Raw genomic sequence first — 14009 nt, 5'->3', positions numbered from 1 at the left:
GATGCGTGTGCTGCGCCCCAATTCCTCCGGTAAAATTTGAGCGGTGGGCTGAACGTTTGCGCGAAACTTGTCTGCGATAAGCAGAGGGTTAGCCGCGAGGAAAAACCATGGTTGAAAAACACATAACGACGCCCCGCAACGTCATCGATCTGACGAGCTATCGTCAGGCCGTGGCGAGCGGCAAGGCGCCGTCGTTGTCGGCACGCATGTGCCGGCACTGTGGTGCTCCGCTGCTCGATGGCGAGAACGACGATGACTGCTCGACTGCATTCGACGCTGCCGCTCCAAATGCTGCAGCTTTGAGGCTGCGCGAACGGTCGCGTCGGATTCGCCTGGATTGAGGAGCGGAAGGAAGGGCGGGCGATCCAGTCTTGCGGCGGCGTTGTCTGGATCGCCTTGCTTCCCGCCTTTCGCGGCAAATCCCCTAGCGCTTCACGATCTGCGCCGTCGAGACGATGGTCTCGGCGATTAAGCCGTCGCGGCTGAACGATGCCAGATGGCTCTCGACGTCCCGCAACACGGCCTCGACGTTGTCGCCCAATGCTTCCGGTGAGGACGACGAGTAAGTAAGGGTGCGTTGCGCCAGGTCCTGCATGCTGACCATGTGGCTGGTCTCGACGGTGACGAGCTCGGTCGGGGCAAAGGCGCTGCCGCGGAAGAACGCGGGCAGGTCGCGATGGGTCCGCGTGCCCTTGCCGGCCTCCTCCCAGAGCTTGGCGGGCGACCAGCGGCGGCGGATCTCGTTGTAGCCATCAAGCCATGGGTTGCGGCCGTCGGTGACCGAGAACGAAGCGCAGATCAGGATCGCGCCGTCGCGCGCAACCAGCCGGTCGAGCCGCGCGAGCGTTGCATCGCGATCCATCCAGTGCAGCGCGCGGCCGATCGTGACGATGTCGAACGTGCCGATCTCGGAGGCGAGCGTCTCGGCCTTGCCCGCGATCAGTGCAAGCTCTTGCCCCGCGCGCGCCGCCGCCTGTCGCGCAGCCTCGAGCATCGCCGTTTCAGGGTCGACGCCGACGATACGGCCGACATAGGGCGCGAAGCCGAGCGCGAGCAGCCCGGGCCCGGTCCCGAGATCGATCAAGGCGCATCGTTCGGAGAGGCCGAGCTTGTGCGCGACGCGGCGAAAGAACTCGCTCGGGTAGGGTGGTCGCAAGTGCTCGTAAGTTGACGCCGTGCTCGCAAACCGGCCCATGCGTCACCCTCGATGCGTCACCTGGCCTAGACGTGCTGGCCGCCGTTGATGTGGATCTCGGCGCCGTTGACGTAAGAACTGGTGTCCGTGCACAGCACGTAGATGATCTTGGCGACCTCGTCCGGTGTGCCGAGGCGGTGCATCGGAATTTGCTGGTCGACGATCTTCTCGGTGCCCGGCGACAGGATCGAGGTGTCGATCTCGCCCGGCGCGATCGCGTTGACGCGCACGCCGACGCGGCCGAAGTCCGAGGCCATCTCGCGCGTCAGGGACGCGAGCGCCGCCTTGGAGGTCGCGTACGCCGCGCCCGCGAAGGGATGCACGCGCGAGCCCGCGATCGAGGTGACGTTCACGACCGAGCCCCTGGCCGCCTTCAGCTCCTCGATCAAGCCGCGCGCGATCATGATCGGCGCGAAGAAGTTGACGTGGAAGACGTGCGTCCAGGTGTCGAGGTCGGTGTCGACCGAACCGAGGCGTGAGCCGCCTGGGCCTTTCGGCGAGATCGCGGCGTTGTTGACCAGCGCGTGCAGCATGCCGCCTTCGAGGCGATCGCGGATGTCGGAGATCGCGCGCGTGGTGTCCGCGGGATTGCCGAGGTCGACCTGGATGTGATCCTCGGGGCCTGCGTCCCACGGGCAATCTTCCGGGAAGGGATGCCGCGAGCAGGTGATGACGCGCCAGCCCGCCGACGAGAAGCGGATCACGGTGGCGTGGCCGATACCGCGACTTGCTCCGGTCAGGAGTAGCGTGCGGCGCGGCGCATTGGACGAATGCGGCATGGACATCTTTCAGGTCGGCCTAAAGATCGAGACAAGGCTCAAGGATACATCCGCGTCTTGGACCACGGCCGACCGGCCGCGTCACGGCGAAATTCGATGCGGTCGTGCAGGCGGAATGGGCGGTCGTGCCAGAACTCGATGCGTGAGGGCGTGATGCGCCAGCCGCTCCAGCCCGGCGGCCGCGGCACGTCGCCGATGACGTGTTTGGCCGCGACCTTTGCGATGGCCTGCTCGAAGGCGAAGCGGCTCTCGAGCTCTTGCGACTGCTTGCTCGCCCAGGCGCCGATCTGCGCCTGTTTCGGTCGCGTCGCGAAATAGGCGTCGGCCTCGGCATCGGTCACCGGCGTCACGTTGCCGCGGATGCGGACCTGACGGCGCAGCGACTTCCAGTGAAAAAGTAAAGCCGCCTTAGGATTTGCGGCGAGTTCGCGGCCCTTTTGGCTTGCGATGTGGCTGTAGAAGACAAATCCTTCGGTATCGAAGCCCTTCATCAGCACCATGCGCACGTCAGGCAGGCCATCGGGATCGACGGTTGCGAGCGCCATGGCGTTCGGATCGTTCGGCTCGCTCTTGATCGCCTCGTTCAGCCAGGCCTCGAACAGCGCAAAAGGCTCGTCGGCGGCGGTGAAATCACCGGATGTTAAGGGTGTCTGGTGTTTCATCGAGGTCGTGTCGGTCATGTCTGGAGTCCGAATTGCGTCCCGCGGCCCAAAGCGCGCTGTTGTCTGCTACGGCCCTATATAGGGCATGGCGACGCGTTGGCCTATCGGCGATGCGGCCGTCGGGCCTTGCGATGACGATGATTTTGATCGGGCTCGGCGCCGGCGGCTGCAGTCTGTCCCGCACTGACACCAACGCCTATGCCAAGGCCGACGACAACGACCTCACCGGCTCGGTCGCACGGCCGGCGAAGGAAGCTCCGCCGACCGAGACCGATCTCGCCTTCGCCCGCAACGCCGCCTCCGACGTGCTGAGCATGGGCGACAAGGATGCCAGTCAGCACTGGGAGAATCCTGAAACCGGCGCGCGCGGTTCGGTGACGCCGATCGCGCAATCCTACGCCGCCGAGGATGGCCGCAAGTGCCGCGATTTCCTGGCGAGCTACGTCAACGGGACGACCGAAAGCTGGCTCCAGGGCGCCGGCTGCCAAAGCAGCCGTGGCCGTTGGGAGATTCATACGCTAAAGCCGTGGCGGAGCTGAGCATGATCCGGGAACCCATTTTCCGATAAGATCGTGCTCGAATCGTAACGGGTCGCTTCACTCGACTAGTTGCAAAAATGCCACTCGCCCCCCACATGAGGCTCAGCTGGGGCGGGGAGCCCTTTGAACAATCGACTTTCCCTAGAGGAGACGTGACGGATGCGCGACCCCTATGAGGTCTTGGGGGTGCCGCGGAGCGCCAACGCTGCCGCGATCAAGAGCGCCTATCGCAAGCTGGCCAAGAAGCATCATCCCGACAGCAACAAGGATGATCCCAAGGCCGCCGAGCGCTTCTCCGAGATCAATTCGGCCAACGAGATCATCGGCGACGAGGACAAGCGCAAGCAGTTCGACCGCGGCGAGATCGATGCCGATGGCAAGCCGCGCTTCCAGGGCTTTCCGGGCGGCGGCGGGCCGCGCGGTCGTGCCGGTCCCGGCGGGTTCGAGAGCTACAATTTCCGTGGCGGCGGGGCAGGCCCCGGCCAGGGCGCGGGCGCCTTCGAGGACATCCTCAACAGCATGTTCGGCGGCGGGGTGCGCGGTGCGCGGCCCGGGGCCGGCGGCGGCGCCCAGTTCGAATTCGACACCGGCGGGGTCGGGCTCGATCTCGACGTCAACGTCGCCATGTCCGTCTCACTGGAAGAATCGGTCAAGGGCGGCGAGAAGCGCGTCCGGCTACCGAATGGCAAGGAACTCAACGTCAAGATTCCGGCCGGCGTCGTCGAGGGTCAACAGATCCGGCTGCGCGGCCAGGGCGAGAGCGCCCAGGGCCATCCGCCCGGCGATCTCCTGATCACCATCAGCATCGCGCCGCACCCGTTCTTCAAGATCGAGGGTGCTGACCTCAGGATCGACCTGCCGGTCACGCTCTACGAGGCTGTGCTCGGCGGCAAGGTCCGCGTGCCCACGCTCGGCAATGCCGTGGAATTGTCGGTCCCGAAAAACACCTCCAGTGGCCGGACCTTCCGCCTCAAAGGTAAGGGCTTGCCGAAATCTGGCGGGACCGGGGATCTCTTCGTCACCGTCAGGATTATGCTACCGGACGGGAACGACGCCGAGCTTGAAGCATTGATGGAAAAGTGGCGGGACCAACACCCCTACAATCCACGTAGCGGACTTGGTTAGGGCGAGATCGGAACTGAAGGGGTTCTCCTAAAGACTGTGAGCATTGCCCGTACGGATGATGCTCGTCATATCTCCGAGGCGTGGTAGCGCTTCTTGGCTTGCATGGTCGACGCGTCGACTGTCCGGCGGGGCAGCCGATAAAAAGGTGCGGCCTCGAGAGGGGGACCAGCGCGGTACCAAAAACCCCAATCGAGGCCGCCCGCGTCGATCGGCGGATCGAACGCTGCTCATAATCGCGTGAGCACCCGGTGCGATAATGAGACGCACACATGTCTTGATTCCAAATTTTCAATGACGGAATCGAGGCACGGCGTTTGCGCGGTTGTTTAGCCGCCGGTTTTCTCTGCCTGGTCGTACACCGCCTGCGCCACCTTGGTAAGGCGATCGCGGTCGGCGCCGCCGCCGCTGACGACGTAGCCGACGCCGCGCTCGGCCCAGAACAGCGCCCCGTCCTTGTCCGCCCTGGCGTATCGCATCTGCGTTGCGCCGCTCTCGGTCTTGGAAGTGTAGATCGTGTAGCGCTCGCCGGAGGCGCCCTCATACATCAGGAAGGACGCCGGCCCGTTCGGGCCCGGCAGCAGCCGGCCGCCGACCAGTTTCAGCCCGCTCGCCTCCAGATTGGGCGCGAACACGGTCCAGCCGCAACGCCGGGTCAGCCAGGCCTGGAGGTGGTCGCGCTCGTTGCCGCCGACCTCGACGGGATGGCGGACCTCGACGACATAGAGGCGGTGGGCATCGAGCGCATCCGTCGTAAAGCTCTGGAAGGTCGAGGGCGCGTTGGCGGCGCCATGCGCCACCCAGCCGGCCGTGCCGCCGGCGACGAAGGCGACCAGCGCAGCCGCGACCGCACCGTAGAGCCATTGCCGCGGACGGCGCTCCAGCCGCTCGAGCTCCAGCCGGGCCGGCACCGGCTCCTGGGCGACGTTGTCGTAGCGGGCGTGCAGCATCTCGGCCATGGCGCGCCAGGACTGCACCCGCTCGGCATCCTCGGGGTGCGCGGCAAGCCAGGCCTCGACGTCGGCGCGGCGCTCGGTCGGCAGCTCGCCATCGACAAAGGCGTGCAGCTCGTCTTCGGTCACGGGAATATTGCGGTCGTTCATATCGGTCGTCTCTGGCTCTGCGGCCCAAAATATCTGACGCGGTTCAACTGCGCTGCTTCTCTCTCCGTGCAGCGGACGCGGTATGCGCGATGCATCAATCCTGCCATCATTTCACCCGCCTGAGCGACGGACGCTCACCCTCCAGCGACGCTTTAACGTGTGCGCGGGCGCGCGCCAGGCGGGACATGACGGTGCCGATCGGCACGCCCTGGATGTCGGCGACCTCGCGGTAGCTCATGCCTTCCAGCATCACCAGGAGCAGCACCGAGCGTTGCTCCTCGACCAGCGTCGAGAGTGCCCGTTCGATGTCGCGTCCTTCGGCCTCCGTCCCGCTGGCATCCGGGTTGTTCTCCGTCAGCTGGATGAATTGCGGACGCCTTGCCAGCGAGCGCCGCCGATTCTTGTTGAGGTTGGTCAGGATCGTGTAGAGCCAGCTCCTGACGTCGCCTCCGAGAAACAATCGCTCCGAACGCAGCGCACGCACCAGCGTGTCCTGCACCAGATCGTCGGCCGCATCCGCATCGCGCGTCAGCGCACGGGCGTAGCGGCGCAACGCCGGGATCATGGCTTCCACGCTCTGGCGAAACGCACTCATTGCCGTCTGGACGTCCTTCACATCAGGCGCGAGCGCCTCAACGATCATAACACCCGAACGGAACGGCTATTCCGGCGCTGGAAACAGCGTTAACGCCGCGTATTAGGACTGTACCGCAGGGGAGGGCTGGTGTACCTCCAGACCTTAACGGGAGCTACAGGACGTTAGCAAATGGCGCAGAATTCAGGTCTGATGCAAGGCAAGCGCGGGGTGATCCTCGGCGTCGCCAACAACCGCTCGATCGCCTGGGGCATCGCCAAGGCATGCCAGGCCGCCGGCGCCGAGATTGCACTCACCTACCAGGGCGATGCGCTGAAGAAGCGGGTCGAGCCACTCGCCGCCGAGCTCGGCGCGCTCTTGCTCGGCCATTGCGACGTCACGGATGCTGCGACCATCGATGCGGTGTTCGACGTGCTGAAGGAGAAGTGGGGCAAGATCGATTTCGTCGTGCACGCGATCGCATTTGCCGACAAGGATCAGCTCGAGGGCCGCTACGTCGACACCACCGCCGACAACTTCTCCAAGTCGATGCTGATCTCCTGCTACTCGCTGACTGCGGTCGCGCAGCGCGCCGAGAAGCTGATGACCGACGGCGGTTCGATCATCACGCTGAGCTATTACGGCTCCGAGAAGTGGATGCCGAACTACAACGTCATGGGCGTCGCCAAGGCGGCGCTGGAGGCGAGCGTGCGTTATCTGGCCGCCGATCTCGGCGAGAAGGCGATCCGCGTCAACGCAATTTCTGCGGGACCGATCAAGACGCTGGCGTTCGCCGGCATCGCCGATTCACGCCTCCTCCTGAAATACAACGAGGTCAACGCGCCGCTGCGCCGCAACGTGACGATCGAGGAGGTCGGCGACAGTTCGCTGTATTTCCTGTCCGACCTGTCGCGTGGCGTCACCGGCGAAGTGCATCACGTCGATGCCGGTTACCACGTGCTCGGTATGAAGCGCCCCGACGCGCCGGATGTGTCGATCGGTAGCAAGGACTAACCACCACCCGGAATGCCCGTGCCCACGATCTACTACCTTCGCCACGGCGAGACCGAGTGGAATGCGCTCGGCAGGCTCCAGGGCACCAAGGACGTTCCGCTGAACGCGCGCGGCCGCGGCCAGGCCGTGCAGGCAGGCCTCATCCTGGCCGATCTCTTCAAGCGAGACGGCCGCGACAAGGCGGCGCTGCCCTATGTATCGAGCCCGCTCGGCCGTGCCCGCCAGACCATGGAACTCGCGCGCGGCAAGCTCGAATTGCCGGTCGGGGATTATGCGCTGGACGATCGCCTGCGCGAGATCGGCTACGGCGTTTGGGAAGGGCTGACGCTGGCCGAGAGCGAGGCGAAAGATCCCGACATCTATGCCAGGCGCCTCGCCGACAAATGGACGGTGGGGCCCGCGGGCGCGGAGACCTATGCGGATGTGCAGGTCCGCGTTCGCGCCTGGTACGACGAGCTTCGGACCGACACCGTTGCGGTCGCCCATGGCGGCACCTGCCGGGCCCTGATGGTCTCGCTCGGCCTGGAGACGCCGACCAGCGCCGCCGAGCTCTATATCGAGCAGGGCGCCGTCTACGTGTTCCGCGACGGTCGGCTGGACAAGTATAGTTAAGCCTTGAGGTCCTTCCGGAGCGACAGCCGGGTTTGACCCCCGGCCCCCCGCGCGTTACCACACGCCGGAACCGAGCCAGCGAGCAGCGATGTCCTTCAACACCTTCGGCCACATGTTTCGCGTCACCACCTTTGGCGAGAGCCATGGGGTGGCGATCGGCTGCGTGGTCGACGGCTGCCCGCCCATGATCCCGCTCACCGAGGCGGACATCCAGCAGGATCTCGATCGCCGCAAGCCGGGCCAGTCGCGCTTCACCACCCAGCGCCAGGAGCCGGACCAGGTCAAGATTCTGTCCGGCGTAATGGCGCATCCCGAGACCGGCGTGCAGGTGACGACGGGCACCCCGATCGGGCTCCTGATCGAGAACACCGACCAGCGCTCGAAGGACTATTCGGAGATCAAGGACAAGTTTCGCCCCGGTCACGCCGACTTCACCTATGAGGCGAAATACGGCCTGCGCGACTATCGCGGTGGCGGCCGCTCCTCCGCGCGCGAGACCGCGATGCGCGTCGCCGCCGGTGCGATCGCGCGAAAAGTGCTGCCCGACGTCAAGGTCCGCGGCGCGCTGGTGCAGATGGGGCCGCACAAGATCGACCGTGCGAAGTGGGACTGGGACGAGATCGCCAGAAATCCGTTCTTCTGTCCGGACAAGGACAAGGCCGCGTTCTTCGAGACCTATCTCGACGGCATCCGCAAGAGCGGCTCCTCGATCGGCGCGGTGCTCGAAATCGTCGCCGAAGGCGTGCCGGCAGGCCTGGGCGCACCGATCTACGCCAAGCTCGATTCCGATCTGGCGGGCGCGATGATGACCATCAACGCGGTGAAGGGCGTCGAGATCGGCGCCGGCTTTGGCGCCGCCGAACTGACCGGCGAAGAGAACGCCGACGAGATGCGCACCGGCAATGACGGCACGCGCTTCCTGTCCAACCATGCCGGCGGCGTTCTGGGCGGCATCTCCACGGGACAGCCGATCGTGGTGCGTTTCGCGGTGAAGCCGACTTCGTCGATCCTGCAGCCGCGCCTCACTGTCGATCGCCAGGGCGCCGACACCGAGATTTTTACGAAAGGCCGTCACGACCCCTGCGTCGGCATCCGCGCCGTCCCGGTCGGCGAAGCCATGATGGCCTGCGTGCTGGCGGATCACTTTATTCGCGATCGCGGGCAGGTGGGGCGCTAGAGCCCCTGCTTGAAGCTTTTGTGTCGCGGTACCAGCCCACCGCGCAGCTTGACGATCCCACAACTTCGTCGGCAAATGCGACCATGGAAAACCCGGAGCTCCAGCGCATCATCAACTGGCTGATCGACGGCGCCAGGTCGTCGCGGGGGCCGGCCGAGATGATCGCCGACGCCTGTGAGCAGCTGGTCGCCGCCGGCCTGCCGTTGTGGCGGTTCGGCGTCTTCATCCGCACGCTGCATCCCGAGATATTCGGCCGCAACTTCATCTGGCGACAGGGCGAGGAGGTCGAGGTCGGCACCGTCGATTTCGAGATCCTGGACACGCCCGAATTCGCGCGGAGCCCGCTGAAGATCGTGTTCGAGGATGGGCTGGAGGTCAGGGGCCGCATCGACGACATCGACACCAGGCGATTTCCGTTCCTGGAGGACATGCGCGCCGAAGGCGTCACCGACTACATCGCGACGCCGATGCGCTTTCTCGACAGCTCGATCCACGCGATCAGCTGGACCACGCGGCATCCCGGCGGCTTTAGCGACGACGACATCGCAACGATCCGCTCCATCGTCGCCCCGCTGGCGCGCGTCAGCGAGATCGTCACCCTGCGTCGCACCGCCGCGACGCTGCTCGACACCTATGTCGGCAACCGCGCCGGCGAGCGCATCCTCGGTGGCCAGATTCGCCGCGGCCACAATGACACCATGCAGGCCGCGATCTGGCTGTCGGATTTGCGCGGCTTCACGGCGTTGTCGGACCGGCTGCCGGCCGAGACTGTGGTCGATATCCTGAACCGCTATTTCGACTGCCAGGTCACGGCGATCCGCGCCCATGGTGGCGAGGTCCTGAAATTCATGGGCGACGGCCTGCTCGCCGTATTCCCGATCGACGAATATGTCGGCGATGCCACCCATGTCTGCACGCGCGTGCTGGAAGCCGCACGCGAAGCCCGCGCCAGCGTCGATGCGCTCGCGCACCCGGTTGGCGACGTCATCGAGCGCTTCCGCTTCGGCGTCGCGCTGCATGTCGGCAACATCCTCTACGGCAATATTGGCGGGGGCAACCGGCTCGACTTCACCTGTATCGGCCCGGCCGTCAACCTCGCGGCGCGGATGGAAAAGATCGCGGGCCGGCTTGGTCGTACCGTCGTCGCATCGGAAGCCTTCGCCGATGTCTGCCAGCACGACTGGCGCGATCTCGGCGATTTTCCGATCGCAGGATTTTCCAAGGCGCAGCGCGTGTACGGGATCGCCGAGGAGACGCCCGTGGTGATGGCGTGATGCGACGAGATTGCAGATGACCGTCGAACTCCGCCAGATCCAGGTCGCCGAGACCGACGCCTTTCGGGCCGCCGTCGACATCGTCGCCCGCGAGCGCAAATACATCGCGCTGGTCGAGGCGCCGCCGATCGAGCAGGTTCGCGCCTTTGTCGCACGCAATGTCGAGCGCGGCTACCCGCAGATCGTCGCCGTCGTCGACGGCGCCGTGGTCGGATGGTGCAACGTGCCGCCGGCCAGTCGTGCGGTCTCGGCGCATGTCGGCGATCTCTTCATGGGGCTTGTACCGGAGTTCCGAGGCAGAGGCTTTGGCGAGCGGCTGTTGCGGCACGCTGTCCAGGCCGCGGATGTATTCGGCTTCCGACGCATCGAGCTCGGCGTCTTCGCGACCAACACCGCCGCTGCCGCCCTTTATCGCAAGGTCGGGTTCGTCGAGGAAGGCATCAAGCGGATGGCGATCCTGGTCGACGGCACCTATCACGATGAAATCATCATGGCGCGCCTCAAGGGCTAGCCGGCGTTGCGGGGAACGCCGGCCGCTGTGTGCCCTAGTAGGCGATCTTCATCGCCAATGTCGCGGTCACGATCATGATGGCGCCGCCGACGCGGGTTGCGATCTGGGCGAAGGCCATCAGGCCCATGCGGTCCGCGGCGCCGAGAATGGCGACGTCGCCGGTGCCGCCGAGGCCGGAATGACAGGCGGTGACGATTGCGGCCTCGACCGGATACATGTTCAGCCATTTGCCGACGAAGAAGCCGGAGGCGATCATCGCCAGCACCGTCGTCGTGCAGATCGCGATGTAGCCGGGATTGAAGGACGCCACGAGTTGCTGCCATGACACCAGCAGCGTTCCCATCGCCACCAGGATCGCGAAGGTGAGGTTGGTCGACATGAATTTGTTGATCTGGTAGGCGCCGAGCTCCATCTCGGCGGGCAGCAGCTTTGTCAGCTTGAGCGCGACCGCCGCGATGATCATGAGGATCGGGCCGGGAATGCCGGTATAGGGCGCGAGCACCATGCCGAGCACGAACAGCACGCAGGACAGCACGATGCCGGCACCGAGCAGGCCGAGGTCGATCGGGTGGTCGGATCGTGCCGGGCCCAGGATGTCGTCATCGCCTGTTTTCACCAGCATGCCCTGGCCGTTGAGGTCACGCCGCTTCTCTGCGAGGCGGGCGAGCAGTCCGGCCGCGACGATGGCGACGACGTTGCCGAGCAGCGCCGCAGGCACCATCTGCGCCACCAGATCGGCCTGCGGCCGATGCAGCATTTCAGAATAGGCAATCGACAGCGGCAGCACGCCTTCGGCGAGGCCGCCGCCGATGATCGGGATGATCACGAAGAAGAACGTCTCCTTCGGGCTGTGGCCGAACAGCAGCCCGACCGTGACGCCGATGGCGATGGCGCTGAGCGTGCCGACCAGCAGCGGCACGAACATCCGGAGAAAACCCTGCACCAGCACGCGGTGGGGCATGCCGAGGATCGAGCCGGCGACGAGGCAGGCGATGAAGAAATACTGGAAATTGGCGGTGCGGAACGTCGTCGCGATCGCCTTGAGCGCCGTCTCCGGCATCAGGCCGTAGGCGACCAGCGCGGCCGGCACGAACAGGCACATGATCGCGGTGCCGCCGATCCGCCTCAGAACCGGAATGATCTGGCCGAGCTTGCCGAGCAGGAAGCCGAGCAGCATCAGCACCGAGAGCCCGCCGATCGCGTCATTGGGCAGCTTTCCGGAATAGACCGCGGCGGCGCAGACGAGTGCTGCGGGAACATAGACGGTGATCGGCAGCGGGCCGATCTTCAGTGCAGCGAGCGCGGACGGTTGCGTCGTCTCCGCGAGCTTGATGGTGGTGTCAGTCAAGAATGCCTCCCTCTGTCGTTTTGTGTTTGTTTGTCTGCAGGTCCGCGTGCTCCAGTCGCGCTCAGAACCAGGGATTGTCCGCCCGGTGCCGCGCCTCGAAGGCGCGGATGTCATCGGCAAAGACCAATGTCGAGCTGATCGCATCGCGCCCCGTGAGGAACGCCTGCTTTCGCTCGGGCTCGATCGCGAACGGGATGGTGCCGCCGCCCTCGACGCGGACGGTCTGCTGTTCGAGGTCGACAGTGAGGCGGTTGCTCGCAGGGCTCGCGACGATGTCGGCGAGGGTGCCGACCGTGGCGGCATCGAGGCTGATCGTCAGCAGGCCGTTATTGGCGCAATTGTCGTTGAAGATGCCGGCGAAGGTGGTGCCGATGAGAGCGCGGATGCCGAGCTGCTGAAGGCCCCACACGGCATGTTCTCTGCTCGACCCGCAACCGAAATTCGGTCCCACGACGAGGAAGCAGGCGTCGCGATAGCCGTCTTTGTTCAGCACGAAGTCGGGATCGGGCTTGCCCGCGATGAACCGAAGCAGGTTGAAGGCGCCGTCGCCGAGACCGCTGCGATCGACGCCCTTCAGGAACATCTTTGGCATGATCACGTCGGTGTCGATATTGGGCGTCGTCATCGGCGCAGCCGCGCCGGAGACACGATGGAATGGCGTCATGGCAAATCTCCTCCGATCAGGTCGCGCACATCGGTGATGCGGCCCGTGACTGCGGCGGCCGCGACCATCGCCGGGCTCATCAGATGCGTGCGCGCGCCGGGCCCCTGGCGGCCCTCGAAATTGCGGTTGGTCGAGGAGGCCGAGCGCTGGCCCGGCGCGAGAATGTCGTCGTTCATCGCCAGGCACATCGAGCAGCCCGATTGCCGCCACTCCACGCCCGCATCGATCAGGATCTGCGCGATCCCTTCAGCCTCGGCCTGCGCGCGGACTTGCGTCGATCCGGGAACGACGATGGCGCGGACGCCGGTTGCGACGTGACGGCCTCTGAACACGCGCGCCGCATCGCGCAGATCCTCGATGCGCGAATTGGTGCAGGAGCCGATGAAGGCGAAATCGATCGGCACCGACTGGATCGGCGTTCCCGCCGTCAGGCCCATATAAGCGAGCGCACGCGTGGCCGCCATCTTGCTGTCTGCCGTGGAATTGCTGTCGGGATCCGGCACGCGATCGGTCACGGCGATCGCCTGATCCGGGCTGGTGCCCCACGTCACCAGCGGTGCGACACCGCCGGCATCGATCGTCATCTCCCGGTCGAAGCGGGCGTCGGAATCGGAGCGAAGCTGCAACCAGGCTCGCGCGGCGCGGTCCCACATCTCGCCCTTCGGCGCACGCGGCCGTCCCTCGAGATAATCGAGCACCTTGTGGTCGGGCGCGATGACGACGCCGCGTGCGCCGGCCTCGACGATCATGATCGACATCACGATGCGTCCCTCGACGCTCATCTCGGTCACCGCAGGGCCGGCGAACTCCACCGCATAGCCGGTGGCTCCATCGGCGCCGATGCGGCGGATGATCTCCATGACGATGTCCTTCGACGTCACGCCGAGCGGAGGATGCCCGGCCACATTGATCCGCATCGTCTTCAGCCGGCGGTAGCGCACCGTCGAGGTCGCGAGATAATGCTCGATGTCCGAGGTGCCGATGCCGTAGCCGAGCGCACCGAAGGCGCCGTAGGCCGTGGTGTGGCTGTCACCGGCGGCGATCACCATGCCCGGCATCACCAGCCCTTGCTCGGGGGCGACGACATGCTCGATGCCCTGGCGCGGATCGAGGATGTCGAAATACTCGATGTCGAAATCGCGCGCATTGTCGGCGAAATAATCGACCTGCCTCGCGGCATCGGCATCCGGCATCTCGCGCGTACGACGAGCCGCGGTCGGGTTGACGTGATCGACCACCATCAGCGCGGCGGACGGGTTCCACACCTTGCGCCCGGCGGCGCGCAGGCCGGCAAAGGCTTGTGGGCTGGTATATTCATTGAGCACGGTGCGATCGACATAGAGCAGCACCAGCCCGTCATCGTCGAGGCGGCGAACCACATGCGCGTCGATCAGTCTGTCGTAGAGCGTGCGCCCGGACATTCGGCCTCCCAAAG

Annotated in this window: 16 protein-coding genes; 8 read left to right on the top strand and 8 right to left on the bottom strand. The window is 65.5% G+C overall.

Annotated elements, in window-relative coordinates; translation table 11 throughout:
* Positions 1–107 precede the first annotated feature (107 nt).
* Entirely contained in the window at positions 108–341 is a 234-nt protein-coding gene (locus tag FXB40_RS39815) for a hypothetical protein (protein ID WP_148777733.1), read from the top strand.
* A gap of 83 nt (positions 342–424) precedes the next feature.
* On the opposite strand, the gene FXB40_RS39810 is transcribed toward FXB40_RS39815, so the two are convergent.
* From FXB40_RS39810 to pdxH, 3 genes are read right to left on the bottom strand one after another with little or no spacing between them, the layout of a single operon-like run.
* Complete coding sequence (locus tag FXB40_RS39810) at positions 425–1195, bottom strand: class I SAM-dependent methyltransferase (RefSeq protein WP_148777732.1); 771 nt, start codon at positions 1193–1195, stop codon at positions 425–427.
* 26 nt (positions 1196–1221) lie between these two features.
* Positions 1222–1974 (bottom strand): SDR family NAD(P)-dependent oxidoreductase, encoded by a 753-nt coding sequence (locus FXB40_RS39805; protein WP_148777731.1) that lies wholly within the window; start codon positions 1972–1974, stop codon positions 1222–1224.
* Positions 1975–2012: 38 nt separating this feature from the next.
* Complete coding sequence (pdxH, locus tag FXB40_RS39800) at positions 2013–2654, bottom strand: pyridoxamine 5'-phosphate oxidase (RefSeq protein ID WP_148777730.1); 642 nt, start codon at positions 2652–2654, stop codon at positions 2013–2015.
* Between the two features lie 113 nt (positions 2655–2767).
* On the opposite strand from pdxH, the gene FXB40_RS39795 reads away from it, so the two are divergent.
* Together FXB40_RS39795 and FXB40_RS39790 are read left to right on the top strand one after the other, a co-directional pair.
* On the top strand, positions 2768–3175 hold the full coding sequence (locus tag FXB40_RS39795) for an RT0821/Lpp0805 family surface protein (RefSeq protein ID WP_187437473.1): 408 nt from the start codon (positions 2768–2770) through the stop codon (positions 3173–3175).
* Between the two features lie 159 nt (positions 3176–3334).
* Positions 3335–4300, top strand: coding sequence for a DnaJ C-terminal domain-containing protein (locus FXB40_RS39790; RefSeq protein WP_148777728.1), 966 nt, complete (start codon positions 3335–3337; stop codon positions 4298–4300).
* A 326-nt stretch (positions 4301–4626) separates the two neighbouring features.
* On the opposite strand, the gene FXB40_RS39785 is transcribed toward FXB40_RS39790, so the two are convergent.
* Complete coding sequence (locus FXB40_RS39785; RefSeq protein WP_148777727.1) at positions 4627–5400, bottom strand: anti-sigma factor family protein; 774 nt, start codon at positions 5398–5400, stop codon at positions 4627–4629.
* Positions 5401–5506: 106 nt separating this feature from the next.
* Positions 5507–5995, bottom strand: a complete 489-nt coding sequence (locus FXB40_RS39780) for an RNA polymerase sigma factor (protein WP_148777726.1) — start codon at positions 5993–5995, stop codon at positions 5507–5509.
* A gap of 171 nt (positions 5996–6166) precedes the next feature.
* On the opposite strand from FXB40_RS39780, the gene fabI reads away from it, so the two are divergent.
* The 5 genes from fabI to FXB40_RS39755 all read left to right on the top strand — a co-directional run bounded on the left by fabI (position 6167) and on the right by FXB40_RS39755 (position 10562).
* A complete protein-coding gene (gene fabI, locus FXB40_RS39775) occupies positions 6167–6988 on the top strand; it encodes an enoyl-ACP reductase FabI (protein ID WP_148777725.1) in 822 nt (273 codons plus the stop codon).
* A gap of 12 nt (positions 6989–7000) precedes the next feature.
* A complete protein-coding gene (locus tag FXB40_RS39770; RefSeq protein WP_148777724.1) occupies positions 7001–7600 on the top strand; it encodes a histidine phosphatase family protein in 600 nt (199 codons plus the stop codon).
* Positions 7601–7688: 88 nt separating this feature from the next.
* Positions 7689–8777 carry a chorismate synthase gene (gene aroC, locus FXB40_RS39765; protein WP_148777723.1) on the top strand — a complete coding sequence of 363 codons (1089 nt, stop codon included), beginning with the start codon at positions 7689–7691 and terminating at the stop codon, positions 8775–8777.
* Positions 8778–8860: 83 nt separating this feature from the next.
* Complete coding sequence (locus FXB40_RS39760; RefSeq protein WP_187437472.1) at positions 8861–10051, top strand: adenylate/guanylate cyclase domain-containing protein; 1191 nt, start codon at positions 8861–8863, stop codon at positions 10049–10051.
* Positions 10052–10067: 16 nt separating this feature from the next.
* Entirely contained in the window at positions 10068–10562 is a 495-nt protein-coding gene (locus tag FXB40_RS39755; RefSeq protein WP_148777721.1) for a GNAT family N-acetyltransferase, read from the top strand.
* Positions 10563–10596: 34 nt separating this feature from the next.
* Here FXB40_RS39755 and FXB40_RS39750 read toward each other — a convergent pair whose 3' ends face one another.
* From FXB40_RS39750 to leuC, 3 genes are all read right to left on the bottom strand, one after another.
* Positions 10597–11910, bottom strand: a complete 1314-nt coding sequence (locus tag FXB40_RS39750) for a 2-hydroxycarboxylate transporter family protein (protein WP_148777720.1) — start codon at positions 11908–11910, stop codon at positions 10597–10599.
* A 61-nt stretch (positions 11911–11971) separates the two neighbouring features.
* A complete protein-coding gene (gene leuD, locus FXB40_RS39745; protein ID WP_148777719.1) occupies positions 11972–12574 on the bottom strand; it encodes a 3-isopropylmalate dehydratase small subunit in 603 nt (200 codons plus the stop codon).
* Positions 12571–13995 (bottom strand): 3-isopropylmalate dehydratase large subunit, encoded by a 1425-nt coding sequence (leuC, locus tag FXB40_RS39740; RefSeq protein WP_148777718.1) that lies wholly within the window; start codon positions 13993–13995, stop codon positions 12571–12573. Before leuC ends, leuD begins: the two co-directional genes overlap by 4 nt.
* Positions 13996–14009: the final 14 nt, after the last annotated feature.

This window comes from Bradyrhizobium rifense (assembly GCF_008123425.1).
Lineage (GTDB): Bacteria > Pseudomonadota > Alphaproteobacteria > Rhizobiales > Xanthobacteraceae > Bradyrhizobium > Bradyrhizobium rifense.
This window is presented reverse-complemented; position numbering and strand designations above follow the sequence as displayed.

Bases quoted from the DNA above. Each gene is read 5' to 3' on its own strand.
- FXB40_RS39770 (WP_148777724.1), top strand. From the start codon at position 7,001: ATGCCCGTGCCCACGATCTACTACCTTCGCCACGGCGAGACCGAGTGG.
- FXB40_RS39785 (WP_148777727.1), bottom strand. From the start codon at position 5,400: ATGAACGACCGCAATATTCCCGTGACCGAAGACGAGCTGCACGCCTTT.
- FXB40_RS39810 (WP_148777732.1), bottom strand. From the start codon at position 1,195: ATGGGCCGGTTTGCGAGCACGGCGTCAACTTACGAGCACTTGCGACCA.
- FXB40_RS39755 (WP_148777721.1), top strand. From the start codon at position 10,068: ATGACCGTCGAACTCCGCCAGATCCAGGTCGCCGAGACCGACGCCTTT.
- FXB40_RS39790 (WP_148777728.1), top strand. From the start codon at position 3,335: ATGCGCGACCCCTATGAGGTCTTGGGGGTGCCGCGGAGCGCCAACGCT.
- leuC (WP_148777718.1), bottom strand. From the start codon at position 13,995: ATGTCCGGGCGCACGCTCTACGACAGACTGATCGACGCGCATGTGGTT.
- pdxH (WP_148777730.1), bottom strand. From the start codon at position 2,654: ATGACCGACACGACCTCGATGAAACACCAGACACCCTTAACATCCGGT.
- FXB40_RS39815 (WP_148777733.1), top strand. From the start codon at position 108: ATGGTTGAAAAACACATAACGACGCCCCGCAACGTCATCGATCTGACG.
- aroC (WP_148777723.1), top strand. From the start codon at position 7,689: ATGTCCTTCAACACCTTCGGCCACATGTTTCGCGTCACCACCTTTGGC.
- fabI (WP_148777725.1), top strand. From the start codon at position 6,167: ATGGCGCAGAATTCAGGTCTGATGCAAGGCAAGCGCGGGGTGATCCTC.
- FXB40_RS39805 (WP_148777731.1), bottom strand. From the start codon at position 1,974: ATGCCGCATTCGTCCAATGCGCCGCGCCGCACGCTACTCCTGACCGGA.
- FXB40_RS39780 (WP_148777726.1), bottom strand. From the start codon at position 5,995: ATGAGTGCGTTTCGCCAGAGCGTGGAAGCCATGATCCCGGCGTTGCGC.
- FXB40_RS39795 (WP_187437473.1), top strand. From the start codon at position 2,768: ATGACGATGATTTTGATCGGGCTCGGCGCCGGCGGCTGCAGTCTGTCC.
- leuD (WP_148777719.1), bottom strand. From the start codon at position 12,574: ATGACGCCATTCCATCGTGTCTCCGGCGCGGCTGCGCCGATGACGACG.
- FXB40_RS39760 (WP_187437472.1), top strand. From the start codon at position 8,861: ATGGAAAACCCGGAGCTCCAGCGCATCATCAACTGGCTGATCGACGGC.